This is a genomic window from Kitasatospora sp. NPDC023385 (assembly GCF_055664045.1).
Window position 1 is genome coordinate 405222 of the sequence record NZ_JBVOOL010000004.1, and the last position, 25166, is coordinate 430387.

The following is a 25166-nucleotide window of genomic DNA, read 5'->3' on the forward strand; positions in this document are numbered from 1 at the left end:
GTGCTCGTCCTTCCCGCGGCCCCCCGCGTACCTTTCCGTGCTCAACGAGCGCGCCGACGGCGGGACATGACCCGGAAGAGGGGTCTGCGCGGGCGCTGATTGCCACCGCACCACATGCTTGGGGTCATGGAGACCAACAGCACGTCCGAGCCCCTGGTCGAGGTGGCCGAGTTCCGGACCGACAGCCGCTACCGGCTCGTCCACTTCGAGGGCCACGGCTGGGAGCCGCTCGCGCCGGAGGAGTTCGAGCCGCGGGTCCACCAGCTCTTCCCGGACCTCGACCCGCGCGACCCGCAGCGGGTCCACTGGGTCGACCGCCCCTGGGAATGGCCCGCCTGGCACCCCGGCGAGGCGTGAACCGTCGCCCCGCGGCGGTCGTGGCTTCGTTACGCTGAGCGGGTGAATGTGGATCACTTCTGGTGCCGGCTGCCGGGTCACACCGTCGACACCTGCTCGGCCGAGGAACTCGGCGAGCTCGTGCCCCGGCACCGCGACGGGCGCTACGACCGGCTGGCCGCCGCCGGACTCGCCCTCGGAGTGCGCAGCACCGCCGTCCTGATGGAACTCGCGCTCACCGAGAACGGCCTCCACCCCGACCCGGCCGCCCGGCTCCCCGTCTACGGCGGCGCGCGGCGCGAACCCGGCACCGCGACCCTCGTCTTGCGGCCCGCGCAGGTCGAGGCGGCCTCCACTTTCCTGCGGGACGCGGCGCTCGGCGAACTCGTGCGCCAGCAGGACACCGTGCTCGCCCGGAAAGTCGCCCACCTCGGCCACCCGACGCCCTGGTCCGAGTCCTGGGCGGTCCGGGTCGTCACCGACCTGCGCGAACTGCGGGACTTCTTCGCCCGCGCGGCAGCGGCCGGCGACGCGGTGATCGTCCGGGAGGCGACATGAGCGGCCCGGCCGGTACCGCGGGCTACGGCGAGGAGGCCGAGCAGCTCGCCGTCCAGTACGAGAGCGTGAGCTTCGCCCAAATCCACCGCGACATGCTCCATCTCTACCCGGCGCCGCCCGCGGCCGTCCTCGACATCGGCGCCGGCACCGGCCGCGACGCCGCCGCCCTCGCCGCGCGCGGCCACCGGGTGGTCGCCGTCGAACCGACCCCCGAACTCCGCGCCGTCGGCGAGCGGTTGCACGCCGACGCGGCCGTCCGGTGGGTCGCGGACGCGCTGCCGGGCCTGCCCCTGCTCGCCGCCGAAGGCGGGCGCTTCGACCTCGTGCTGCTCACCGCCGTGTGGATGCACCTGGCCCCCGCCGAACGCCCGCCCGCGATGGACGCCCTGGCCGAACTCCTCGCCCCCGGCGGCCGCCTCGCCCTCACCGTCCGCCACGGCCCCGTCCCACCCGGCCGCCGGATGTTCGACCTCCCGCCCGAACCCACAGTCGACCTCGCCGCCAGTCGAGGCCTGCGCCTCCTCCACCGCTCCGCCCGCCCCGACCTGCACGGCCGCGCCGGGGTGCACTGGACGGCCCTGGTCTTCGAACGCGAGGGGTAGTCGGGCGGGCGGCTCGGCCAGGCCGGCAGCGCCTTCGCGGTCAGGGCAACCGGCGCTATCCCGCGCTGGGCGGCGGCAGCCGCCGCGTGATCCGGTCGAACAGCTCCTCCAGCGGCTCGCCGACGTCCCGACCGAACTCGGTGAGCCCGTAGGTGACCTGGGGCGGCGTCGTCGGTTCGACGCGCCGCCAGACCAGGCCGTCCTGGACCAGCGCGCGCAGGGTCTGGGCGAGCATCTTCTCGCTGATGCCCCGGATGCTCTCGCGCAGCTCGAAGAACCGGAGATCGTTGCCCTGCAAGGAGATCAACACCCAGACGCCCCACCGGCTCGTCACGTGGTCGACGACCTCGCGCGCGGGGCAGCCGGTGTGAAACACCTCATACCGCGCCCCCGCCACGGCCGGTGTGAACTGCGCGCCTTCCGTCATGTGCGGAGCTTACCTCCGGGTACGTCCTTACCAAAAGTAAGCCGGGCTCCTAGCGTCATGGCCACACAGGACGAGGACATCGGACGAGGAGCTGTTCATGATCGTGGTGACCGGGGCTACCGGAAACGTCGGCCGACCGTTGACGCGGGCGCTGACCGAGGCAGGCCGACGGGTGACGGCGGTGTCGCGGCACGCGGCGGCGGTGCCGGACGGCGCCCGCCACGTGGTGGCCGACCTGGCCGAGCCGGCCGGCCTCGAACCCGCACTGGCCGGGGCGAAGGCGCTGTTCCTCCTGCTGTCCGGCGACCTGCACGCCGCCGGAGCCCGCCCGGCCGACATCATCGGCCAGGCCGCGGCCGCCGGAGTCCGCCGGGTCGTCCTGCTCTCCACGCAGGGCGTGGCGACCAGGCCCTTCGGTGCGACACGGATCGCGATGCGTGCACTCGAGGACGTGCTGCGGGAATCCGGCCTGGAGTGGACCGTCCTGCGGCCGGGCGGCTTCGCCTCCAACGCCCTGTGGTGGGCCGAGTCCGTTCGCGCGCGGCGGGCCGTCGCCGCCCCCTTCGGCGACGTGGGGGTGCCGGTCATCGACCCGGCGGACATCGCCGACGTCGCGGCGGCCTGCCTGCTGGACGACCGGCACACCGGCGAGGTGTACGAGCTCACCGGCCCGGCGGTGATCACGCCGCGCGAGCAGGCGCAGGCCATCGCCGCGGCGCTCGGCTCCCTGGTGCGGTTCCACGACCTCACCCGCGACGAGGCCAAGGCCGCGATGGCCCAGAACATGCCGGCCGAACTCGCCGACGACACCCTGGACATCCTCGGCTCCCCGAGGCCAGCCGAACTACGCGTCAGCCCCGACGTGCAGCGAGTCCTCGGCCGCGCTCCACGCCCGTTCGCCGAGTGGGCCGCCCGCAACGTCGCCGCGTTCCGCTGAGATCACGTCGGCGCTGCCGGAACGCGTGGGAAGTCGGGTGGGCCGACTTCCCACGCCGGGTCATCGGGTGCCGAAGTCCTCCTCGACGAGACGGGTGGCCCATCGGGTGAGGGCGAGGGTGACCGGGGGGTGGGTGATGCCCGCTGCGTTGGTGAGGTGGTCGGCGGAGGCGGTGTCGTACTGGTCCTCGGAGAGGAAGGCGAGGGCCTCGGGGTCGGCGCCGGTGAGGGCGCGGGGGAGGCGGCGGACGAGGGGCACGGGGATCAGGCCGTGGGGTGGGCGGACGTCGAGATGGGTGGCGAGGAGGGTGATGAGGTCGGGGAGGAAGGGGGTTTCGGGGTCGAGGACGGTGTGGGCCTGGGCGGGGGTGTTGTCGTGGTCGGGGACGGCGGCGAGGAAGCGGGCCAGGTGGTCGACGGTGACGACCGGCAGGAAGGTGCGCCGGGTGCCGGCCAGCAGGGGGAGGCGGCCGCGGTGGAGTTGGCGGACCAGTTGGGCCAGGCCGAGGTACTGGCCGGCCTCGCCGGTGCGGGAGTGGCCGATGACGCTGCTCGGGTTGATGGTGGTGAGCGGTACGCCGAGGCGGGGCGCGGTGACGCGGACGGCGGCGTCGCCGATCCGCTTCGAGGCCTCGTACGCGCCGAGGCGGGTGTGGAGCGCGGCGGTGGCGCGCTCGTCGAGCGGGTACTGCGGCCGCGGGTCGCGGCCGACGCGGTAGCCGGAGAGGTGGACCAGGCGGCGCAGCCGGGGCCGGGTGGCGGACCACTGCAGCGCGTGCAGGGCGCCGTGGACGTTGGCGGGTTCGGCCTGGGCGCGGGTGAGGCCGAAGTCGTAGCGGGCGGCGAGGTTGTGGACGTCCCGGACCTCGGTGAGCCGGGCGTCGTCCTCGGGAGAGAGGCCGAGGCCGGGGCGGGTGAGGTCGGCGGCGACGGTGGTCAGGGCGGTGTCGTCGGCGTCGTGCCGGCGCAGCCACCGCCGGAGGGCGTCGGCGCGGCCGGTGTCGCGGGCGGCGGCCGCCACGGGCTCGCCACGGGTGAGGAGTTCGAGGACCAGCCAGCGGCCGAGGAAGCCGGTGGCGCCGAGGACGAAGGTGCGGGGCGGCGGGGCGGGCGTCATGCTGCGCTCCAAGGGTCGGGAAATCAGGGTCGCGAAATCAGTAGACCGGTCTGCATATTTTTTGGGCGTGCGGAGATGCGCCGCGCGAACGGCCGCGCACCTCCGGCTACGCGTCGCGGTGGCCGAGCAGGTGCCGGACGGCGTGCCGGGCGTGGTCCAGCGGTTCGCGGCTGCGCCGGACGGAGGCGAGCAGGACGGCGCCCTCCAGCAGGGCGAGGGTCTGACCGGCGGCGGTGTCGGCCTCGGCCGGCCCGAAGCCCTCGGCCTCCAGTCGGTCGGCCAGGACCTGCTGCCACCGCGCGTACACCTCGGCGCAGACGGTCCGCAGTGCCTCGTTGGTGCCCGCCGTCTCCAGGGCGACGGTCGCGATCGGGCAGCCGCTGGTGTAGTCGGACTGAGCGAGGCGTTCGGCGAAGGCCTCCACGAGCCGTTCGGCGAGGGTGACGGTGTCGGCGCCCTCGGCGGCCAGTGCGGCGAGCAGGGCCTCGACCTCCTGGCCGGCCTCGGTGAGGGCGGCCGTCACCAACTGATCCTTGCCGCCGGGGAAGTGGAAGTAGAGCGAGCCGCGCGGGGCGCCGGTGGCGGCCACGATCCGGTTCAGGCCCGTGCCGAAGTAGCCCTGCGCCTCGATCAGTTCCCTGGTGCCGGCGATCAGCCGGGCCCGGGTCTCCTCGCCCTTGACTCCCATGCGGCGATAGTAGACCGGTCTGCATATTTCTGTCGACGGCGGATCGGCGGGCCGCCGGCCGGCCCGGTGCCGACGCGATGTCGGCCCGGTGCGGGCGGGGTCAGCAGTGCAGTCCGGGCGGGAACCCGGTCCAGCGCAGGTCCTCGGGCAGGTGGCCCTGGTCGTTCAACAGCAGGACGGACGGCGGCCGGTCGGGCGCGTAGCGCAGTACGGTCAGGCCCGCGTTGGCGATCTGGAGGCCGAGCCAGCGCCAGGCCGGGGCGTCCAGGGCGTGCCGGACCAGCCAGGCCACCAGGAAGGCGTGGGTGACGACCAGCTCGTGCCGCTCCTCGCCGCCCGCCACCGGCCCGGTGAACCGCTCGACCGCCCGCGGCGCCAGCACCGCCCCGCTCGCGCACTCCTGCGGCGTGGCGTGCGAGAGGAACTCCAGCAGGAACTCCGCACTGTCCTCGGGCAGTTCGGCCCGCTCGGGCAGGTACGGGAGCCAGTCCCCAGCCTCCTCGCACGGCACCGGTGCCACGCCGTCCACCTGCTCCGCGACCAGTCGCGCGGTCTGCGCGGCCCGGGGCAGCGGGCCGTGGTGCACCGCCGAGATCGGCCGGCCGGCCAGCCGTCGGCCCAACAGGACGGCCTGCCGGCGCCCGGCAGCGGTGAGCCCGCTGCCGTCGGGCGCGGCCTCGCCGTGTCGGGCCAGGTAGAGGTAGCGGGTGGCGAGGTCGGTCATGCTCCGGGTCTCCTCGGCGGGTGTGAGAGGCAGGTCGTCCCCGGGGCGACGCGCGCCGGGCCCCCGACCGGTTCCGGCTCAGCCGGTGTGGGCGGCGGTGGTGTCCGTGGCGTCCGTCGTGTCCGTGGCGTTCGCGGCGCCCGTGTGGGCCGCGTCCAGCTGGGCCAGCTCCGCCGCCGACAGCCGCAGCGCCCCGGCGGCGAGGTTGTCCTCCAGGTGCGCCACGTCTCCCGTGCCCGGGATGGCCAGGACGTGCGGGCCGCGGTGCAGCGTCCAGGCCAGGCGCACCTGCGCGGTGCTCACCCCGCGCGCCGCGGCCACGGCCCGTACCTGGGCGGGCTCGGCCCCGCTCGCGCCGCCTTCCCGCCCCGCGCCGGCGATCGCGTAGAAGGGGACGAAGGCGATGCCCTGCTCGCCGCAGAGCCGCAGCAGTTCGTCCTGCTCGGGTGAGGCGCCGATGCCGTACGGGTTCTGTACGCAGGTGACGGGTGCGATGGCCTGCGCCTCGGCGAGTTGGTGCGGGTGGACGTTGGACAGCCCGAGGTGGCGGATCAGCCCGGCCTGGCGCAACTCGGCCAGTGCGCCGAAGCGTTCGGCGACGGAGTCGGTGCCGACGATCCGCAGGTTGACCAGGTCGAGGTGGTCGCGGCCGAGCTCGCGCAGGTTCTGCTCGACCTGGGCGCGCAGCCGCTCGGGAGTGCGGGCGTGCTCCGCCCACTGGCCGTCGAGGCCGCGGGCCGGGCCGACCTTGGTGGCGATCACCAGGTCGTCGTACGGCGCGAGCGCCCGGTTGACCAGCTCGTTGGCGGAGCGCAGCGGGGAGAAGTAGAAGGCGGCGGTGTCGATGTGGTTGACGCCGAGTTCGACGGCGCGGCGCAGCACCCGCAGGGCCTGCTCGCGGTCGCGCGGGACGGCGTGCGGGGTGAGCGCGGGGCCGGTCTGCGGCAGGCGCATGGTGCCGAAGCCGATGCGGTGGACGGCGCGGTCGCCGAGCGTCCAGGTGCCGGAGGCGACGGCGGGTACGGGGGCGGCGGCGGTCACGGGGACGGAGGTGGTCAGGGCGGTGGTCACGGTGGTCTCCGAAGTCATGCCTGTCATGATCGCCACTGCACTAGCCTGACCGCCAACGATTCGAACATGTCTGAATCCACGGGGGTGGGGCTTGGCGGCCGAGCTGTTGTTCACGGCGGGCGACCTGGCGCGGATGCGCTTCGCGTGCTCCCCGATGTGGGAGGTCGGCCCGAGCCTGCGACTGCTGCGCTCGGGGCTCGACCACCCCGTCCACCGGCCCTGGGCGGAACAGGTGCGGCCCCGGCTGGCGGCACTCGGCCCGGCCTACGCCCTCCTCGCCGAACTCGTCCCGCCCGCCGGGTACGTGCCGGACTTCCTCAACCCGACCCCGGCCGGGCCCGCCCCCACCCTGGCGGACGAGCTGGCGGCGATCCGCGCCACCCCGGCCGGGTCGGTCCGCCTCGACCTCGACCGGCTGCGGGACGACCGGGGCGGGCTCGGCCCCCGGCTGCGCGCCCTGTACGGCGACCCGGTCGGCGGGCTGGCCCGGCTCACCGAGGCGGTCGAGGCGTACTGGCAGCTCGCACTCGCCCCGTACTGGGCGCGGATCCGCGCCGTCCTGGACGCGGACGTGCTGCACCGCGCCCGGCAGGCGGCCGAACACGGCGCGGCGCGGGTCCTGAACGGCCTGCACGCCGAACTCCGCTGGACGGAGGACACGTTGCGGCTGCGCCACCGCAGCCGCCCGCTGCCGGGCCGGACGGCCGGGGCGGGGCTGCTGCTCATCCCGTCCGCGTTCACCGGCCCGGCGCTCCTCACCCGCCTCACCCCGTCCGACCCGCTGCAGCTCGCCTACCCGGCGCGCGGCACCGGCACCCTGTGGGCGACCGCCCCGCCCGCCGGCACCGAGGCCCTGGCCGCCGTCCTCGGCCGCTCCCGCACCCGGCTGCTGACCGAGCTGGCGGCCCCGGCGTCCACCACCGAGCTCGCCCGCCGCACCGGGCTCTCACCCGCCGCCGTGTCCCAGTACCTGACGGCCCTGCGGGACGCCCGGCTGGTCAGCGCCCACCGGGTCGGGCGGTCGGTGCTGTACGCGCGGACGGCGTCGGCGGAGGCGCTGCTGGCACCGCTGGGCCGGGAGTGACGGGGTGGTTCCGCCGCCCTCCGTAACGCCGCCCGGGCCTCCCGGTGCCGCCAGGCAGGATCCACCGGGCGGCCGTAGGGTGCCGGACATGACGCCCAGTCGGTACCCCCACCGCCGCCGGACCGGACTCGTCGCCGCACTGCTCGTGGCCGCCCTCGGCACCGTCGCGCTCACCGGAACCCCCGTCCGAACGGCCGAACCGGCACCGACCGGCCGACTGCGCGCGGCCGGTGCGCCGCCGACCGTCTTCGCCCACCGCGGCGCCTCCTCCGCCGCGCCCGAGAACACCCTGGTGTCCGACGAGGTGGCCCGGCGTGGCGGCGCCGAGTGGATCGAGAACGACGTCCAGCCGAGCAAGGACGGCGTCCCGTACGTCCTGCACGACGACACCGTGGACCGCACCACCGACGGCAAGGGCCGCATCCGCGACCTGACCACCGCCCAGCTGGACGCGCTGGACGCCGGCTCCTGGTTCGCCCCGGCCTACGCGGGCACCCGCCTGCCCACCCTGGCCGCCCAGCTGGAGGACCTGCGCACCCGTGGCGGCAGCCTGCTGCTGGAGATCAAGGGCCCGCACACCCGTGACGAGGTCGCCCGGATCGTGCAGGAGGTCCGCGACCACGGCATGACCGGCCGGGTCCTCGTGCAGAGCTTCGAGGTGGACGCGCTGCGCTTCACCCGCGAACTGGCCCCCGAACTGCCGCTCGGCCTGCTGCGCGGCGACCTGGACGCCGACCCGGTCGCCACCGCCCGCGAGCTCGGACTGTCCGCCTACAACCCCTCGGACGACGCGCTCTCCACCCGCCCCGGCATCGTCCGCGAGCTGCACGCCGCCGGGGTCGCGGTCAACGTCTGGACGGTCGACCGGCCGGTCCGCTGGAAGGCTCTCGCGGACGCCGGGGTGGACGGCATCATCACCAACCGCCCGGCGGAGCTGGCCGGTTGGATCGCGGCCGGGTCGCCGCCCCGCGACGCCGGTTAGGCAGCCGGGCGTGAACGGTGAACGGCATGAGCGGCGGGCACGCCGGTACCGCCGGTACCGGTTGTGACGGTTGTCATGCCTGATCCATGATCGTCCGCGCTGGCGCGGGACCGGGTCCGGTGGGAATGATGGCCGGACGACCGGGCAGGACTGCCCGGGTCTTGTTCGACAACGGGGGTTCGGCGATGTCGCCGCACGAGATCGGGTTGTACGTGAGCGCTGCCGTGGTGGTCGGCGCGGGACTGCGGACGCTGGTACTGGCCGGTTCCGGAGCCGGAGGCCCGGCGGGCGGCGAACCGTCAGGTGGAGGCCCGGCGGCCGGTGGGCCGGGCGAGGTGGTCGCCGTCGTCCGGGCCGCCGTGCTGCGCCGCCCCCTTGCCACCGCCGCGCTGTTCGCCGTGATGGCGGTGATGGCCGTGGTCCAGTACGCGGTGCCCCACGTGGTCGACGATCTGATGCGGCAGCCGGGGGCCCTGTCCGACGGGCAGTGGTGGCGGGCCGGCACCGCGCTGCTGGTGCAGTCTTCCGGCCTCATGCAGATCGCGTTCAACCTGTCGGCCCTGCTCGTGATCGGCGCCGTCGCCGAGTCGGTGCTCGGATGGTGGCGCACCCTGACGGTCTTCCTCGTCAGCGGCGTCCTCGCCCACGTGGTGAGCCTCGGCGGCTGGTCGCCGCGCGGCGGCGGCGATTCGGTGGCCGTCTGCGGTCTGCTGGGCGCGCTGGTCGTCACCTGCCTGCTGCGCGGCAAGCTCCGGGGCCCCGCGCTCAAGGCCAACTGGTTCGTCCTGCTCATCCCGGTCGCGGGCCTGGTCCTGTGCGCGATGGAGAACAACCACGGCGCCGGCCTGGTGGCGGGCTGCGTGCTCGGCCTGGTCCTCGCCACCGGTACGAGGAGCGGACTCCCGGAGGCCGCCGCCGCGTGACTGCAGGGCGCGGCGCGGCCCGCTGACCATCCGATGCGCTACCGGCGGTACTACGGCGAGGCGGTGGAGGGCATCGAGGCCGTCCTGGCCGGGGATCCGATCCGCCGCCTGGGCTGATACCCGTGGCGGCGTCCCCCTTCCGCGCCGCCCCGGGCCCCATACTGGCCGCGTGACGAGCGGAGACGATGGTCGACCGGGTCCGGACCGGCGCAAGGTGCTGCGGACGGCGGGTGCGGCGCTGCTGCTGGGCGCGGCGGGGTGTACGAGCGGGAGCGGCGGCAAACCGCAGGCGGCGGGGAGCAGTTCGGCGGCTGCGAGCCCGGCGGCCACCCCCGCCGGAACGCCGACACCGACGCAGGCCCCCACGCCGACGCCAACACCATCGCCGACGCAAACCCCGTCGCCCACCCCACTGCCCCAGCCGCCGCTCTGGCAGCCGGGCCCGTCCGAGATCCAACCCGACGTCAAGCGCCGCGCCGTCGAGCTGGTCGCCGCGCTCGGCGCCTGGCCGCCCGGCGGGCAGGGCGTGGCGGCGGCCCGGGCCCGGGTGGCGGCGCTCGGCCTGCCGCCCGCGCTGGCGGACCAGGCCGGCCCGTTGGCCCCGGCGGCGCCGGAGGCGAGCCTGGAAGTGCTCGTCGCCCAGTACGGCGGAATCCTCGCCGACTCGGCGAGCGTGCTGGTGGTCTGCCGGCAGTGGACCCGGGGCCCGGACGGTTCGGTGGTCGAGGGCGGCACCACCGTGGACGTCCGGCTGAGCCGGGCCGCGCCGCGCTGGACGGTCACCGCGCTGCACCCGGGGGGCGCGGGCCCGGCCGCCGCCTCACCGGCCCCGGCGGTGGCCCGGGTGCTGGCCGAGCCGAGGATCGAGCTGCCGCCCGAGGCGGCGGCCGACCTGCGCAGCGGCACCGTCCACGACAGCGTGCTGCAGGCGATGCTGGGGCTGGCGGCCCCGTACACGCTGACGGTGAGCGTGGTGCGGACCGGCCACCCGCTGGACGTCTTCGGGACGACCCGGCCCAGCGACCATCCGCTGGGCCGGGCCTTCGACGTCTGGCGGATCGACGGCCTGGCCGTGGTGGACCCGGCCACGCCCCGGCAGCTGGTCGAGTCCTTCATGCGGGACGCGGCCGCCGCCGGTTCGTACAACGTGGGCGGGCCGGTGGCGATCCCGGGGGCCGGCAACCGGTTCTTCACCGACGACACCCACCACGACCACTGCCACGTCGGCTTCGACCACTAATACTTCAACCGCATCTGCGCGATCTGGCCTCGGCGTTTGTTGGGAGCGGCGAACTCGGGCCTGGCTGCGCCGTCGGGAGCGTGATCAACGCAGATGGTCGCTGCAGTCCTGCCGGAGTACCAAGGATCAAGCTCAACCCGCGCGCTTGAGCTCTTCGAGCCGATTTCTATCGGTGGCCGTGATATAGCGCTTCTTGGGATGTTGTCGGGTAAGTCCGCGGTTGCTGCGACATATCGTGGGAACGCTCCGCATTCGCGCCGCCATCCGTGGATGCCAGGCCTACCGGCAATCGTCACACGGCGTCAACACGACTGGGCTTGAGCTGCCGAGATGCGCACCTACTTTCGACGAGTAGGATGGTGTGTATCGAATGAAAGTAATACCCTCCATCAGGTCTTCAATGGCTGGACAGGTGGGACAGTCGTGGGCGGAAGTGACTTGTGGGCGCCCTTCAAGTCCCTGGGTGACAGGATCGCTTCGGAGTGGCGCGCGCATGATTACGCGGCAGACGGTTTCGCGGACATCTCCGCGAGGTTTCTCACCGAAGAAGCGCTCTTGTCGGAGGTGAATGCACTCGAGCTCGCTTCACGGGCCGTGATCGAGCCCGAGTTCCCTGCTCAGGTCGATATGGATGCGTTCTTCGGCCAGCCACCGCTCACGCTGTACAGCAGTAGTCGCTTCCACATCAGTCTGCTGTACTGGTTGGACGCGACGACATCCATCCACGAACACGTATTCCAGGGCGCCTTTCGAGTCATCTGCGGCTCCAGCCTCCACAGCACATGGCGTTTTGACGAGCACACGCAGGTCTGCGGCCGACTCTGCGTCGGCACCGCCACCCGGCTCGGGTCCGAAGTCCTTACAGAGGGTGACGTTCGCACCATCCTTCCCGGGGCCCGGGGCGCCCATGCCCTCTTCCATCTCGACAAGCCCTCGGCAACATTGGTCGTGCGGACGAGGTCCGACCCGTCCGCACAGCCCCAACATGACTATTACCCACCCTCACTTTCGGTCGCCCCGTTCGCCGACGACGCTCCGCTCACCCGCCGCCTGCAGTTGTTGCACCTCTTGAGACGGACTGACGAGGATAGCCTGCGGGAGGCCATCCGGACCACCGTCGGCCTTGACAATCTCGACTCCGCGGTCACCGTGCTGCTTGAGGCGTGCCGGATGGAGCTGGGAGACGATTTTCCTGAAGAGGCAGCCGGCATTCTGGCAGACCGGGACGAACGACTGGGCAAGTCATTGCCAGCAGTCGCCAGGAGAGTGGTACGCGACCACCGCCTCATGGCACTACGTCGGAGAGTGAACGCCGCCGAGCCGCGCCTGGTCCTCGCAGTCGCGCTGAACGGCCTGGATCGCCGGAGCGCACTCGGAGTTTTCGCCCAAAGGTACCGGACCGATCCGGTAGGGCGGCTGGCAGGGGCTGTCGGCGAGTTGTTGGCCGAGGCCGACGGAATAGATCCCGCCGGGCCTCTGCCGGAAATCCTTCGCGGCCTACTTGGCGGGCTTCCTGCGGAATCCGTAGTCCGTGACCTCAGTCGGCATCCGGAGTTCCAGCCCCGTCATATCGAGAGGATTGTTGACACTCTATTGCAGTCGCCATCCCTAGGTCGGCTATTCCAATAGTCGGAATGATCGATAGCAGCTGAACTCGAGCCAGCCCCCAAGAAAGGAGAAGAGAACAATGGAAGAACGCCCGGTGGACCTGGAGAAGCTCTCCGAGGAGCTTTCGAATAGCGAGCTGATTCGCCTGGTGGACGGCATCCGGAGCCATCTGACTCCCGAGGTCATCGGCAGCGAAAGGCAGGCCATGGCGCACGTGGCATGCAATGACAACTACTGCGTCGTAGTCCGGCCGCGTGAACAGTAAAGTTCGCCACAGTGGCCTGCAGGAGCCGTCCTCACATTCTGAACTCGGCTCCTGTGGCCTGCCCGCGTGCATCGGACGAATTTTTCGCTGAGAAGGTCTGCCGCCATGGCTAACGGTCACAATCGGTTGCCGGCGCCGCCCGAAAGAAGGCTTCGGACGGACTATCTGCACAGCCGGATCGATGACGTGCTGCAGTTTGCTCTCGGAAATCTCCAACTCATCGACGACTACGCCAAACAGTGGGAGGACGAAGTCGACGCCATCGTGCGCACGGAGGACAAGATCGCCATCGAGACCTCGCTACTCCTGCTGGTGGTGGACCGTACAAGAAGCCGCCAGGGCTGCGTCTGGTGGAATGGGCTCGTCGACTTTTGCGACAGTAGATGCCGAAGCGAGCGAGTTAGATGCGCGATCGCCCGCCACCCCAGGGCAGTATCGAGCCTGGGATTAGGACATTTCTTCCTCTCCGCACTCGGCCGTCCTGACAAGGGCATGGATGAACTGATCCGAAGAGCCGTAGCGACCGGCCACGTGGGAACCGAGGAACTCCTGCCTTTCCGTCGGCTCGAGTTCTGCTGGGCACAGCGGAAGGCCGAAGGCAGATCGTCTACGGCTCTCGGCCATATGTCACCGCAGTGGCAGATCGAGGCATCGGTCATCGCGTCCGACCAAGACGGCCTCTACACCACTCGGGAAGACTGTTACGCACTGACACACACGCTCATGTACGCCACCGATTTCGGATCGGACCGGATTTCCGGGGCCGACGAGGACCGGCTCAGATCCTCAATCGGATCCGCCATCTGCTTCGCCCTTGCGATCTGTGACTTCGATCTGTTGGGCGAACTGCTGCTTGCCGACGCAGTGCTACCAGGAAGCGCCTCCGCTTCCGCCCGCTGCGGGTGGGCACTGAGGACTCGTGTGCTGAACAGTAGAGGCTCACTCCCCGGACCCTCATTCCGCGCCGACGACTTCCGGCGCCGGGACACTCCCGGGCGAGCAGCATACGCGTTCCAGCACTCGTACCACACTGCCTATGTTGATGCGCTGCTCTGCGCTGCAATCCTCGGCCGCCAGGGCGACTGGTTCGATTATGCTTCAGACGGCGAGGGCGAAGGTGACTCGAAAATGCTCCGGAGGATCGCGGATCTCGCGTGGCCTGGTTCGCCACCGGCGGGGACGGAAACCGCCATGGATCTGGGCACGCTACCGATTGCACGGGCGGACCGAATCGAAACCATCGTCGAGGTCGCGGCAATTGAAATCATCCGCCGGTACGACCTCCTGGCGCTGCGCGAACTGCTTCGCGAGATCCATGGAAGCTCGCTGGAGAGAACCAGAAGTATGCAGGTGGCGGCTCGGTTCCTCTCGAATCAGATCGCCCTTTCCAGGCACCTGGGACCGCCGCCTACCCGCCAGGGCCGCGACGCTGCTCAATCCGCGGCCAGCCGCAGACCGGGTAGACCCGGCGAACCCGTGCGGTCAGAGCACTAAAGGTTGTTCCGAACGGTTGGGGGCGGGTCTGGCGTGCTGAGGAAATGCGGAAGACTGGGGCGCGTCGGGGGTGGCGTGGCCAGCGTATTCGACGAGCTGCCGGCCTGATCTTGCGGCCCACCGGTCTCAGGATCCCCGGACGTAGTGCTGCCGCCGAGCTCACGCACCGCCAGCTTACCAGGCCCTCGCACTGCCGCACTCGCCGACTCCACCTGCTGACCGGTGCTCACTGCCGTGAGGAACCCCAGCCGCGCGCCGGCGGGGGTTCCTCATCCTGCGCAGGTGGCGCCGGGGCCCCGGTCGGGGAGCCTGGACTGTCTGTCGTGACGGGCTGAGGACGGGCCAGGCAACGGTCGGTCAGCTGACGTTGACGCCGCTCCAGGCCGCCGCGACGGCCTTGTACTCGGTGCTGTTGAGGCCGTAGAGGTCCTTGGCCGCGCTCAGCGAGGCGGTGCGGGCGCCCTTGTAGGTGGTGGTGGAGGTCATGTAGACGGTCAGCGCGCGGTACCAGATCTTGGCGACCTTCTGGTTGCCGATGCCGGTCACCGTGGAGCCGTTGCAGGTGGGGCTGTTGTAGGTGAAGCCGTTGATGGTCCGGCTGCCGCTGCCCTCGCTGGCCAGGAAGAACCAGTGGTTGCCGACGCCCGAGGAGTTGTGCACGTCCAGCTTGCCGACCGAGCTGCTCCAGCAGTCCGCCGAGCGGCCGTCGAGCGAGGGCTTGTCGAAGCGGCGCAGCCACGGCGGGGTGGACTGGTCGCTGAACAGGTAGTCGGGGGTGTCGACCTTGTTGTTGGCGTACCACTCGACCATCGTGCCGAAGATGTCGCTGGTGGACTCGTTGAGGCCGCCGGACTCGCCGCTGTAGCGCAGGTTGGCGGTGGCGCTGGTGACGCCGTGGGTCATCTCGTGGCCCATGGTGTCGAGGTCGACCTGCTCGGGGTCGTGGCTGCCGTCGCCGTCGCCGGTCATCATGCAGAAGCAGCTGTCGGACCACTGGGCGTTGTCCCAGTTGGTGCCGACGTGGACGAAGACGGTGGCGCCCTTGCCGTCGTTCTTGATGCCGTTGCGGCCGAAGGTCTTCTTGTAGTAGTCGTACGTCCAGGCGGTGTTGGCGTGGGCGTCGACGGCCGCGGTGGAGCGGTCGGTGGAGAACTTCTTACCGTCGCCCCAGACGTTGGTGGCGCTGGTGAACGCGGTGCCCGAGGAGGCCTTGACCGAGCTCGCGGAGAGGTTGTTGGCGTCCTTGGTGACGGTGCCGCGGACCGGGTCGGTCAGGGTGTAGCCCCCGCTGACCGGGGTGGTGTCGATGGCGACCGTGCCGGTGTACTCGGAGTTGCCGGTGCCGGAGGCCTCGTGCTCGGCGTCGTAGGACTCGATCTGCTCGCCGGTGGTGGCGTCGGTGACGACGACCTTGCCGGCCGGCTGGCCGTGCTCGCCGGTGCCCTCGACGGTGGTGCGCCAGGCGAGGCGCGGGGTGCCGTCGGCGGCCCAGACGACCAGCTCGGGGGTGCTGACGGCGTCCTGGACCCCCGGGGCGGCGGACAGCGCCTCGGCGGCGCCGGACTGCGCGGGCACCTTGGGGACGGTCGACTTCACGGCGGCGTCGTGGGCGGCCGCACGGGAGGTGTCCTTGAGCCTGCCCTTGGCGTCCTGGTGGACGACCAGGTCGCCGCCGACCACCGGCAGGCCCTGGTAGGTGCGGTCGAAGCGGACGTGCGAGGTGCCGTCGGCGTCGAGGACGACGTCCTTGACCACGAGGTCCTGGCCGTTGCCGAAGCCGAACACCGAGGCGTTGTGGGCGACGTTGGCGCGGGCCTGGGATATCGCGGCCGTGCGCGGGTCGGGCGCGGCGGAGGCCGTGGCGGCGGGGACGGTCGCGCCGGCGAGGGCGGCGACGACGGCGACGGCTGCGGCCACGCGGGCACGGCGGAAGGAGGACGTGGGGGTCACTCTGACTCCAGTGGGGTGGATGCAGGGAAGAAGAGCTGCGACCGAGATTGACGGCGATCAGTCAGGTCCAGCTAGAGGAATGGTCATAACTTTGCCAAGTTGTGTCCTTGGACATTCAAAAATGATCGGAAGTTAACAAGCCCTCCACAGTGCCGTCGTGACGACCGACTAGTCGCTCCGTTGTCGGCCGCACGGCCCACCGCCGGCAGTCGCACGGCCCACTCCGGCAGCCGTACGGCCCGCCGCCGCCGGGCTGTCGGCACTGCGACCGGAGCCCTACGCTCTCTCCTCATGGACGGATGGGTGGAGGCCTGGACCGGCGGGCGGGCGGCGGTCCACGTCGGCGACGTCGCGGACTTCAACGCGCAGTTCTCCAACCCCGGCATGGACCCGGTCCAGCGCCTTCGGCGCCTGCGGCAGGCACACCACTACGCCGGCCTGGCCGCCTGCTACAGCCCCGAGCCGGCCCTGCTGGTGCTGCCCGCCGAAGTCGCCCCGGAGTGGACCGACTGGCTCGCCCGGGAGTTGGCCTGGGGCCCGGTCGAGGTGCACAGCGGCGTGGCGCCGGACCGGACGGTGGCAGAGGCGCTCGCCGCCCGCCCGCGCTGGCCGCCCGGATCGCCGACTCCGGCCGCCCGGTGGTCCGTTGGGGCCGGACGGCCGCACAGGGCGACGGGCCCGAGCTGGCCGCCGTCCGCCACTACGAGTCAAAGGCCGCCGCGCACGACCTGTTCGCCGCGCTCGCCCGCGGACATCCCGGCATCCGGCTGCCGCAGCAGGAACGCCCGGCCGGCCGGCGCCGGGCCGCCCGCCGGCTGACGGCCCGCGCCGTCCGGGGCCTGACCACCGTGCTGAAGAGCCCGTACGGCGTCGGCGGCTACGGCACCGTCGTGGTCGAGCCCGCCGACCTGTTCACCGCGGGCGGCGGCCGGGCCCTGCTGAAGCGGCTGGCCCCGACCGAAATCCTGCCGCCCGAGGGCGAGTTGCTGATGGAGGAGCACGTCAGTCCGCGCTCCGCCAGCAGGGCGGCCAGCCGGTCCGCCAGCCCGTCGAGTTCCCCGTACGTCAGCTCCCGGTCGCCGCAGCGCACGGCCACCGCCGCCGGTGCCCGGCGGGCCTGCTCCTCGACCAGCCCGTGCAGGGTGTCGGCCCGCTCGGCAGCCATCCGCATCCGCCTCCCCCTCGTCCCCTCACACCCGCGTGCCCACCCGCGTGCCCACCCGCGTCCCCACCCAGGGACGCTCGCACCCGGGCCCGCTCGCACCCGATCCCGCCCGCACCCGGCCCCCGCGTCCCCTCGGAGGCACGATCCTCCTCCCAACTCCCTTCGCGCAAAAGCCTTCTGGCGCGTCCACTCCTCGGACGGCCCGGCCGCACCCCGACCGGTGGTTGTACTCTGCACGCGGACGGACGGCGCCGGCCCGTCCGGTGCGGCGCCCCGCCCGCACCCTGCCCGGCGCCGCGATCGGAGTCCCCCGCCGTGAATCCCTCCACCCCGTCGTTCGACGGCCCGCTGCTGCGCACCAGGGACGTGGACGTCGTGCGCGACGGCCGCCACCTGCTGCGCGGGATCAGCCTGGAGATCCGGCCCGGAGAGCACTGGGCGCTGCTCGGCCCCAACGGTGCGGGCAAGTCCACCCTGCTCGCCCTGCTCGGTGCGGTCTCCCACCCCACTCGCGGCGAGGTGGACGTGCTCGGCCGCCGGCTCGGGCGGGTCGACATCCGGGAGCTGCGCGCCCACCTCGGGCACGTCAACCCACGGCACCCGCTGCGCTCGCCGCTGACCGTGCGCGAGGTGGTGCTCACCGGGCACACCAACACGATCGAGCCGGAGTGGCACCGCAAGGCGGCCCCGGAGGTGCTGGACCGGGCCGAGCGGCTGATCGAGACGCTCGGCATGGGCGCGATGGCCGAGTCCCCGTGGACGACCCTCTCCCAGGGCGAGCGCGGCCGGGCCCTGATCGCCCGTGCCCTGATGCCCAGTCCGCGGCTGCTGCTGCTCGACGAACCCGCCACCGGGCTGGACCTCACCGCCCGCGAGCTGCTGCTGGACAGCCTGGACCTGCTGCGCCACCAGCACCCGGAGCTGGCCAGTGTGCTGGTCACCCACCACCTGGAGGAGCTGCCGGAGAGCACCACGCACGCCCTGCTGCTGCGCGAGGGCGGGTGCGTGGCGGCCGGGCCGGTGGACGAGGTGATGACCACCGGACTGATCAGCGAGACCTTCGGACACCCGATCCGGATCAGCCGGCACGAGGGCCGCTGGACGGCCCGGGCCGCGGCCCGTCGGACACCGGGAAGGTAACGGTTCCTGGGGGTGGGTGTAGACGTTAAAGCGTCTTTACGTAAGGTATGCCTTAGCTAACGTCGGGGTGCCGGTCCGCCGAACCCCCGCACTGCCTCGGCACCCCCATGCCCTTTTCCGTTGGAGCCCGCATGTCCGCCCGCCGCCGTTCCACCGCAGCCGCGCTGCTCACCCTCGCCGTGGCGACCGCCACCCTGGCCGGTTGCGCGTCCAAGAAGGACGACAAGGCGGCCGCCGCCGACACGGTCAAGGTGAACGCCAGCGACTCCGCGTGCGAGGTCTCCAAGACCACCTTCCCGGCCGGCCACGTCGTGCTGGACATCAGCAACAAGGGCTCCAAGACCACCGAGGTCTACGTCTACGGCGACGGCGACAAGATCGTCACCGAGCGCGAGAACATCGGCCCCGGCACCAAGGCCAGCATCAACGCCGAGATCAAGGCCGGCTCGTACGAGATCGCCTGCAAGCCCGGCATGGTCGGCGACGGCATCCGCCAGAAGATCACCGTGACCGGCGAGGGCGGCAGCGCCGCACCGGCCGACCCGCGCCTGACCGCCGCCGTCGCTGCCTACCGCACGTACGCCCAGGAGCAGGCCGACGCCACCATCCCGGCCGTCCAGGCCTTCGCCGCCGCCATCAAGGCGGGCGACGTGGCGAAGGCCAGGTCGCTGTACGCGGCCTCGCGCACCGGCTGGGAGCGCACCGAGCCGGTCGCCGAGAGCTTCGGGGACGTCGACCCCAAGACCGACACCCGCGAGGACAAGCTGGAGCAGGGCCAGCAGTGGACCGGCTGGCACCGCCTGGAGAAGGCGCTGTGGGCCGACGCCAGGATCGGCGACGACGAGAAGAACCTCGCCGACCAGCTGGTCACCGACCTCCAGGACTGGCAGAAGAAGATCCCCGCGGCCGAGATCACCGCGACCAGCATGGCCAACGGCGCCAAGGAACTGCTGGACGAGGTCGCCACCAACAAGATCACCGGCGAGGAGGACCGCTACAGCCACACCGACCTGGCCGACTTCCAGGCCAACGTCGAGGGCGCGCAGAAGGCCTACGAGCTGCTGAAGCCGGTCGCCTCCGAGAAGGACCCGGAGCTGGCCAAGGCCCTGGACTCCGAGTTCGCCGCCATCAACGCCCTGCTCGCCACGTACAAGCAGGCCGACGGCACCTTCACCTCCTACGACAAGGTCACCGAGGCGGAGCGCAAGACCTTCTCCGACGCGGTCAACTCGCTGGGTGAGCCGCTGTCGAAGCTGGCCGCCGCCGTGGTCGTCAAGTAACCCGCCCACGCGCCGCAGCCACCCGCCGTGCCCGGCGCAGGCCGGCGCCCCCGCAGTTCAGCACGCACAGCAGTTTCAGCATGCACAGCAGTTCAGTACCGAGAAGGGCCCGCCCGCCGATGGACGCCGAGAACGAGCAGCAGAACGGGACGCCGGCCGAGACCGACGCCACCGCGACCGACGCCACCGCCACCGACGCCACCAGCGCCGGCGCGACCAGGAGCACGGTCAGCCGACGCGCCGTCATCGGCTGGGCCGGCGCGGGCGTCGCCCTCGGCGCCGCCGCCGTCGGCTCGGTCGCCGCGGCGACCCGGCAGGACGACGACCCCGCCCCGGCGGCCGCCGCCCCGACCACCGCCGAGGTGCCGTTCTACGGCGACCACCAGGCCGGCATCGCCACCCCGGTCCAGGACCGCCTGCACTTCGCCGCGTTCGACGTCTCCGAGAAGGCCACCCGGGAGTCCCTGGTCAAGCTGCTCAAGGAGTGGACCAAGGCCGCCGCCGCGATGACCGGCGGCCGCGAGGTCGGCGCCGGCGCCGCGACCGGCCTGCCCGAGGCGCCCCCGGACGACACGGGCGAGGCGCTCGGCCTGCCCGCGTCCCGGCTCACCCTCACCATCGGCTTCGGCCCGAGCCTGTTCGAGAAGCCCGGCCCGGACGGTGAGCCCGTGGACCGCTTCGGCCTGAAGGCCAAGCGCCCCGAGGCCCTGATCGACCTGCCGAACTTCAAGGGCGACAAGCTCGACCCCGCCCGCAGCGGCGGCGACCTCTGCGTCCAGGCCTGCGCCGACGACCCGCAGGTGGCCGTGCACGCGATCCGCAACCTGGCCCGGATCGGCATGGGCACCGTCAACATCCGCTGGTCCCAGCTCGGCTTCGGCAAGACCTCCTCGACCACCCCGGACGCGCAGACCCCGCGCAACCTGATGGGGTTCAAGGACGGCACCCACAACATCGCGGGCAACGACACCGCGAAGCTGGCCGACCACGTCTGGGCCGGCCCCGGCGACGGCCCGGAGTGGATGACCGGCGGCTCCTACCTGGTCGCCCGGCGGATCCGGATGCACGTCGAGACCTGGGACCGCGCCTCGCTCAAGGACCAGGAGGACACCTTCGGCCGCACCAAGGGCGAGGGCGCTCCGTACGGCAAGGCCAAGGAGCACGACGCCCCGGACCTCAAGACGATGCCCGCCGACTCGCACGTCGCGCTCGCCCACCCGGACGCCAACAACGGCCTGATGATCCTGCGCCGCGGCTTCTCCTTCACCGACGGCACCGACGGCCTCGGCCGCCTGGACGCCGGCCTGTTCTTCCTCGCCTACCAGCGCGACACCCGCAAGGCCTTCGTGCCGCTGCAGACCCGCCTCGCGGCGAGCGACAAGCTCAACGAGTACATCCAGCACGTCGGCTCCGCCCACTTCGCCTGCCCGGCGGGCGTGCGCAAGCCGGGGGAGTGGTGGGGCCAGGCCCTGTTCGGCTGACGCCCCGACCGCGTTCCCCCCGTACCACCTCGACCCCCAGGAGCCCGCGTGTTCGGCAACTACCTGATCGGCCTGCGTGAAGGCCTCGAAGCCAGCCTCGTCGTCTGCATCCTGATCGCCTACCTGGTCAAGACCGGCCGCAGGGACAAGCTGCCGCCGGTGTGGCTCGGCGTCGGCTCGGCCGTGGCGCTCTCGATGGCCTTCGGCGCGGTGCTGCAGTTCGGCTCCTCGCAGCTGACCTTCGAGGCCCAGGAGGCGCTCGGCGGCTCGCTGTCGGTCATCTCGGTCGGCCTGGTGACCTGGATGGTGTTCTGGATGCGGCGCACCGCCCGGCACCTGAAGACGGAGCTGCACGGCAAGCTGGACGCCGCGATCGCGATGGGCACCACCGCCCTGGTGGTCACCTCCTTCCTGGCCGTCGGCCGCGAGGGCCTGGAGACCGCGCTGTTCATCTGGTCGGCCGTGCAGGCCACCGGCGACGGCTGGAACCCGCTGATCGGCGCCGCGCTCGGCCTGCTCACCTCGGTGGTGCTCGGCTGGCTGTTCTACCGGGGCGCGCTGAAGATCAACCTGGCCAGGTTCTTCACCTGGACCGGCGCGATGCTGGTCGTGGTCGCGGCCGGCGTGCTCGCCTACGGCGTGCACGACCTGCAGGAGGCCGGCTGGCTGCCGGGCCTGCACGCCCTGGCCTTCGACATCTCCAGCACGATCCCCAAGGACAGCTGGTACGGCACCCTGCTGAAGGGCGTGTTCAACTTCCAGCCCGACCCGACGGTCCTGCAGCTGGTCGTCTGGCTGCTCTACCTGGTCCCGACGCTGGCCGTCTTCTTCAACGTCCTCGGCGGGGGCGGCGACAAGTCCAAGCCCGCCCGGCCCGCCACCGCCAAGCCGGCCGCCTGACAAGCCTGTCCGGCCCCCCGCGAACCGCCCCGCCCGGCACCCGCCGGGCGGGGCGGTTCCGTGCGTACCGCCGGGTTCTAGTGGTGGTAGACGCTCAGGACGACGACGAGGCCGATCAGCCCGATCGCCAGCCTGATCCAGAACGACGCGGAGAACTCCCGCCGCAGGTGCGAAGCCCCGTGATCGCTCGACAGGTGCGCCTCCGCCTTGTCCCGCGCGCCGAAGTACGCGCGCCGGCGGTAGCCGCAGCTGTCGCACTCCACGTACGTCTGCCCCTCGTACCGCTCGACGATCCGCACCGAGTGCTGGTGCCCGTGGTGATCCTCGCCCGTGATCCTGCTGTTCTCGTACACGGCCGGCCCCCTTCGTGTATCACCATCCTGGCACGCACCACCGACAGTCCGTGATGCGCCGGAGCCCCCGGGACGGCTCGACCGAACCGTCCCGGGGGCTCCGTGCGTACGGCCCCGGGCTAGTCGCTCTTGATGGCGTCCAGGATGTCCAGCTTCGCCGCCTTGTGGGCCGGCCACAGGGCAGCCACCAGGCCGACCACGGCGGCCGCGAGCAGGAAGCCGAGGATCTGCACCGGCGGCACCTCGGTGGTCATGTCCTTGAAGGTGTCCCCCAGGGTGCGCAGGCCCGCCCAGGCGACCACGATGCCGAGGACGACGCCGACCAGCCCGCCGAACAGCGCGATCAGCAGCGACTCCAGCCGGACCATCCGGCGGATGCCGAGCCGGTCCAGGCCGACCGCCCGCAGCATGCCGATCTCCCGGCGACGCTCGAACACCGACATCGCCATGGTGTTGACCACACCGAGCACCGCGATCACCACGGACATGCCGAGCAGCCCGTACATCATGTCGAGCAGCGCGGTGATGATCTGGCGCTTCTCCTCCTTGATGTCCTTCTCGCCCTTGACCGCGATCAGCGGGTTGCCGCCGGTCGCGTCGCGCAGCGTCTGCTTCAGCTCCCCGGTCGGGCCGTCCGCGCCCTTGACGAGGACCTTCTCCAGCCCGGTGCCGGGCAGTGCGTGCGGGCCGACCACGGCGTCGGGGGCGACGATCCCGGCCAGCGCGGTGTTGGCCTCCAGGATGCCGCCGACGGTCAGTGCGCCCTTGGTGCCGTCCGGGTAGGTGACGGCGAGCACGTCGCCGGGCTGGTAGCGGTTGCGCTCGGAGGTGCCGGAGCTCACCAGCAGCTCGCCCTTCGCCAGGGCGTCCGCGGCGCCCTCCCTGACCTTGACGGTGGCGAGCCGGTCGATGGTGGCGGCGTCCACGGCGGTCAGCCATTCGCTGTCCGAGCCGTCGGCGCCGGTCTCCACGGGGACGGTGCGCACCACGCTCATCGCGCTGACGCCGGGCGCCTTGGCGATCTGGGCGGCGACGTCGGGGGACAGCATCGAGTAGTTCTGCATGGTGACCGTGAAGTCGGCCTTGAGGTCGCTCGCGGTGGCCTTGTCCACGGCCTCGTTCACCGAGGCGCCGACCACGGTCAGCGCGGTGATCAGGGTGACGCCGATGGTCAGCGCCGAGGCGGTGGCGGCGGTGCGGCGCGGGTTGCGGATCGCGTTCTCCTTGGCCAGCCGGCCCGGGGTGCCGTACAGCCCGCGCAGCAGCGGGGCGAACAGCGCGATCAGCGGCCGGGACAGCAGCGGGGTCAGCACGAACACGCCGACCAGCAGTGCGGCCGCGCCGAGGCCGACCAGGTTGACCTCCTTGCTGCCCGCGCCCGCGGCCAGCGCGCCCAGGCCGGCCAGGGCGAGGACCAGGCCGATGGTGTTGCGGACCACCAGGCTCTTCTGGGTGGCGGGCTGTTCGGCCGAGCTCATCGCCGCCACCGGGGCGATCCGGGAGGCGCGGCGGGCCGGGAGCCAGGCGGCGACCAGGGTCACCAGCACGCCGACCGCGATCGCGGCGGCGACCGTGGTCGGGGCGACCACCAGCGGGCCGTCCGGCAGGTTGGCCTCCAGCGGACCGTTGAGCAGCGCCCGCAGTCCGGCGGCGATCCCGATGCCGACGACCAGGCCGGCCACCGAGGCGGTCAGGCCGACCAGCGCAGCCTCGATCTTGACGGAGCGGGTGATCTGCTTGCGGCTGGCGCCGATGGCGCGCAGCAGGGCGAGTTCCCTGGTGCGCTGGGCGACCAGCATGGTGAAGGTGTTGGCGATGATGAAGATGCCGACGAAGAGCGCGATGCCCGCGAAGACCAGCAGGGCGGTGCTCATGCCCTTGGTGCCCTCCCGGATCATCCGGTCCTGCTCGTCGGCCAGTTCGCGGCCGGTCCTGGCCTGGATGTTGTCGCCCTGCGGGACGGCCTGCCGGACGGCGGCCAGCAGCGCGGTGTCGTCGGCGCCGGGCCGGGACTTGACGTCCAGCTCGCCGAAGCGGCCCGGGCTCAGGTAGAGCTGCTGGGCGGTGGCGCTGTCGAACGCGGCCAGCGAGCCGCCGGCCGTCACCCGCGGGTCGTTGGTGCGCAGGGTGCCGGTGAGCCTGAGCTCCATCACCGGGCCGTTGACGGCCACCCGGACGGTGTCGCCGACCTTGTAGCGGCCCTTCTCGGCGGTCCTGGCGTCCAGCGCGACCTCGGTGGCGCTCTTCGGTCCGCGCCCCTCGACCAGCGGGTAGCGCGGGTCGGTGCCGTCGGCGCCCGGCACGTAGTTGGTGCCGGTGGTGGAGAAGCCGTTGCCGATCAGCGCGCCGTTCTTGTCGGCGATGCCGGCGAAGCCGCTGACCACGCCGCGCGCCTCGGCGACGCCGGGCAGTGCCGCGACGGCCTTGCGGGTGTCCTCGGTGAGGGTGGGGCCGGTGCCGGCCTTGCCGCCGTGGTCGTAGCCGCGGCCGACGGCGTCCCGGTCGCTGACCGTGACGGTGATGTCGGTGTAGCTCTTGGAGTTCTGGGACCTGAGCGCGCTGCCGAGCGTGTCGGTGAAGACGAGGGTGCCCGCCACGAAGGCGGTGCCGAGCAGGACGGCGAGCGCCGTCATCAGCAGCCGGGCCTTGTGGGCGAGCACATTGCGCAATGCGGTGCGGAACATGAGGGGGTGTCAGTCCTGGGTGTTCGTGGGTCGGGTGGCGTCGGGGCCGGTCGGCCGGGCCCTTCAGCTGGTGCGGCCCTTGGCGTCGAAGCGGCGCATGCGGTCCAGGACGGTGTCGGCGGTGGGGGCGTGGAGTTCGTCGACGATGCGGCCGTCGG

The 25166-nt window shown here is 72.2% G+C and carries 25 protein-coding genes and 1 pseudogene; 16 read left to right on the top strand and 10 right to left on the bottom strand.

The window, feature by feature from the left end; all coding sequences use genetic code 11:
- The first annotated feature begins 126 nt into the window (after positions 1–126).
- Genes AC0B61_RS09675 through AC0B61_RS09685 form a run of 3 tightly spaced genes read left to right on the top strand, consistent with a single transcriptional unit; the run spans position 127 to position 1496 of the window.
- On the top strand, positions 127–357 hold the full coding sequence (locus AC0B61_RS09675) for a hypothetical protein (protein ID WP_471740074.1): 231 nt from the start codon (positions 127–129) through the stop codon (positions 355–357).
- Positions 358–399: 42 nt separating this feature from the next.
- Entirely contained in the window at positions 400–894 is a 495-nt protein-coding gene (locus AC0B61_RS09680; protein WP_471740075.1) for a hypothetical protein, read from the top strand.
- Positions 891–1496 carry a class I SAM-dependent methyltransferase gene (locus AC0B61_RS09685; RefSeq protein WP_471740076.1) on the top strand — a complete coding sequence of 202 codons (606 nt, stop codon included), beginning with the start codon at positions 891–893 and terminating at the stop codon, positions 1494–1496. Before AC0B61_RS09680 ends, AC0B61_RS09685 begins: the two co-directional genes overlap by 4 nt.
- Before the next feature lie 55 nt (positions 1497–1551).
- Here AC0B61_RS09685 and AC0B61_RS09690 read toward each other — a convergent pair whose 3' ends face one another.
- Entirely contained in the window at positions 1552–1923 is a 372-nt protein-coding gene (locus AC0B61_RS09690) for a winged helix-turn-helix transcriptional regulator (protein ID WP_471740077.1), read from the bottom strand.
- A 97-nt stretch (positions 1924–2020) separates the two neighbouring features.
- On the opposite strand from AC0B61_RS09690, the gene AC0B61_RS09695 reads away from it, so the two are divergent.
- Complete coding sequence (locus tag AC0B61_RS09695; RefSeq protein ID WP_471740078.1) at positions 2021–2860, top strand: SDR family oxidoreductase; 840 nt, start codon at positions 2021–2023, stop codon at positions 2858–2860.
- Between the two features lie 60 nt (positions 2861–2920).
- On the opposite strand, the gene AC0B61_RS09700 is transcribed toward AC0B61_RS09695, so the two are convergent.
- The 4 genes from AC0B61_RS09700 to AC0B61_RS09715 form a co-directional block, all read right to left on the bottom strand.
- Positions 2921–3976 (bottom strand): SDR family oxidoreductase, encoded by a 1056-nt coding sequence (locus AC0B61_RS09700; RefSeq protein ID WP_471740079.1) that lies wholly within the window; start codon positions 3974–3976, stop codon positions 2921–2923.
- 106 nt (positions 3977–4082) lie between these two features.
- Positions 4083–4664 carry a TetR/AcrR family transcriptional regulator gene (locus AC0B61_RS09705; RefSeq protein WP_471740080.1) on the bottom strand — a complete coding sequence of 194 codons (582 nt, stop codon included), beginning with the start codon at positions 4662–4664 and terminating at the stop codon, positions 4083–4085.
- Between the two features lie 100 nt (positions 4665–4764).
- Entirely contained in the window at positions 4765–5388 is a 624-nt protein-coding gene (locus AC0B61_RS09710) for a histidine phosphatase family protein (RefSeq protein ID WP_471740081.1), read from the bottom strand.
- A 78-nt stretch (positions 5389–5466) separates the two neighbouring features.
- Complete coding sequence (locus AC0B61_RS09715) at positions 5467–6477, bottom strand: aldo/keto reductase (protein WP_471740082.1); 1011 nt, start codon at positions 6475–6477, stop codon at positions 5467–5469.
- A gap of 73 nt (positions 6478–6550) precedes the next feature.
- Between AC0B61_RS09715 and AC0B61_RS09720 the strand changes: the two genes are divergently transcribed.
- From AC0B61_RS09720 to AC0B61_RS09750, 7 genes are all read left to right on the top strand, one after another.
- Complete coding sequence (locus AC0B61_RS09720; RefSeq protein WP_471740083.1) at positions 6551–7543, top strand: ArsR/SmtB family transcription factor; 993 nt, start codon at positions 6551–6553, stop codon at positions 7541–7543.
- Positions 7544–7631: 88 nt separating this feature from the next.
- Positions 7632–8525: a glycerophosphodiester phosphodiesterase gene (locus AC0B61_RS09725; protein ID WP_471740084.1), complete on the top strand. Its 894-nt coding sequence runs from the start codon at positions 7632–7634 to the stop codon at positions 8523–8525.
- A 161-nt stretch (positions 8526–8686) separates the two neighbouring features.
- Positions 8687–9448 carry a rhomboid family intramembrane serine protease gene (locus AC0B61_RS09730; protein ID WP_471740085.1) on the top strand — a complete coding sequence of 254 codons (762 nt, stop codon included), beginning with the start codon at positions 8687–8689 and terminating at the stop codon, positions 9446–9448.
- 169 nt (positions 9449–9617) lie between these two features.
- The gene (locus AC0B61_RS09735) at positions 9618–10688 is read left to right on the top strand and encodes a hypothetical protein (protein ID WP_471740086.1); all 1071 of its coding nucleotides are present in this window, start codon (positions 9618–9620) and stop codon (positions 10686–10688) included.
- 330 nt (positions 10689–11018) lie between these two features.
- A complete protein-coding gene (locus AC0B61_RS09740; RefSeq protein ID WP_471740087.1) occupies positions 11019–12317 on the top strand; it encodes a hypothetical protein in 1299 nt (432 codons plus the stop codon).
- A 58-nt stretch (positions 12318–12375) separates the two neighbouring features.
- A complete protein-coding gene (locus tag AC0B61_RS09745) occupies positions 12376–12561 on the top strand; it encodes a hypothetical protein (protein ID WP_471740088.1) in 186 nt (61 codons plus the stop codon).
- A 105-nt stretch (positions 12562–12666) separates the two neighbouring features.
- Positions 12667–14055: a DUF6895 family protein gene (locus AC0B61_RS09750; RefSeq protein WP_471740089.1), complete on the top strand. Its 1389-nt coding sequence runs from the start codon at positions 12667–12669 to the stop codon at positions 14053–14055.
- A gap of 357 nt (positions 14056–14412) precedes the next feature.
- Here the strand turns inward: AC0B61_RS09750 and AC0B61_RS09755 are convergent, their stop codons facing one another.
- Positions 14413–16005 carry a M4 family metallopeptidase gene (locus AC0B61_RS09755; protein WP_471740090.1) on the bottom strand — a complete coding sequence of 531 codons (1593 nt, stop codon included), beginning with the start codon at positions 16003–16005 and terminating at the stop codon, positions 14413–14415.
- Between the two features lie 291 nt (positions 16006–16296).
- Between AC0B61_RS09755 and AC0B61_RS09760 the strand changes: the two genes are divergently transcribed.
- Positions 16297–16824 carry a hypothetical protein gene (locus tag AC0B61_RS09760; protein WP_471740091.1) on the top strand — a complete coding sequence of 176 codons (528 nt, stop codon included), beginning with the start codon at positions 16297–16299 and terminating at the stop codon, positions 16822–16824.
- Between the two features lie 58 nt (positions 16825–16882).
- Here AC0B61_RS09760 and AC0B61_RS09765 read toward each other — a convergent pair whose 3' ends face one another.
- Positions 16883–17170 (bottom strand): hypothetical protein, encoded by a 288-nt coding sequence (locus AC0B61_RS09765; RefSeq protein WP_471740092.1) that lies wholly within the window; start codon positions 17168–17170, stop codon positions 16883–16885.
- 315 nt (positions 17171–17485) lie between these two features.
- Between AC0B61_RS09765 and AC0B61_RS09770 the strand changes: the two genes are divergently transcribed.
- The 4 genes from AC0B61_RS09770 (at position 17486) to efeU (ending at position 21971) form a co-directional block, all read left to right on the top strand.
- A complete protein-coding gene (locus AC0B61_RS09770) occupies positions 17486–18310 on the top strand; it encodes an ABC transporter ATP-binding protein (protein ID WP_471740093.1) in 825 nt (274 codons plus the stop codon).
- 131 nt (positions 18311–18441) lie between these two features.
- The gene (gene efeO / locus AC0B61_RS09775) at positions 18442–19590 is read left to right on the top strand and encodes an iron uptake system protein EfeO (protein ID WP_471740094.1); all 1149 of its coding nucleotides are present in this window, start codon (positions 18442–18444) and stop codon (positions 19588–19590) included.
- 119 nt (positions 19591–19709) lie between these two features.
- The gene (gene efeB, locus AC0B61_RS09780; RefSeq protein ID WP_471740095.1) at positions 19710–21071 is read left to right on the top strand and encodes an iron uptake transporter deferrochelatase/peroxidase subunit; all 1362 of its coding nucleotides are present in this window, start codon (positions 19710–19712) and stop codon (positions 21069–21071) included.
- Between the two features lie 48 nt (positions 21072–21119).
- Positions 21120–21971 (top strand): iron uptake transporter permease EfeU, encoded by an 852-nt coding sequence (gene efeU, locus AC0B61_RS09785; protein WP_471740096.1) that lies wholly within the window; start codon positions 21120–21122, stop codon positions 21969–21971.
- A gap of 77 nt (positions 21972–22048) precedes the next feature.
- Here efeU and AC0B61_RS09790 read toward each other — a convergent pair whose 3' ends face one another.
- The 3 genes and pseudogenes from AC0B61_RS09790 to AC0B61_RS09800 form a co-directional block, all read right to left on the bottom strand.
- Positions 22049–22324, bottom strand: coding sequence for a hypothetical protein (locus AC0B61_RS09790; RefSeq protein WP_471740097.1), 276 nt, complete (start codon positions 22322–22324; stop codon positions 22049–22051).
- 119 nt (positions 22325–22443) lie between these two features.
- A complete protein-coding gene (locus tag AC0B61_RS09795; protein ID WP_471740098.1) occupies positions 22444–25008 on the bottom strand; it encodes an ABC transporter permease in 2565 nt (854 codons plus the stop codon).
- 63 nt (positions 25009–25071) lie between these two features.
- A pseudogene (locus AC0B61_RS09800) lies at positions 25072–25166 on the bottom strand (ABC transporter ATP-binding protein); the annotation flags it as partial.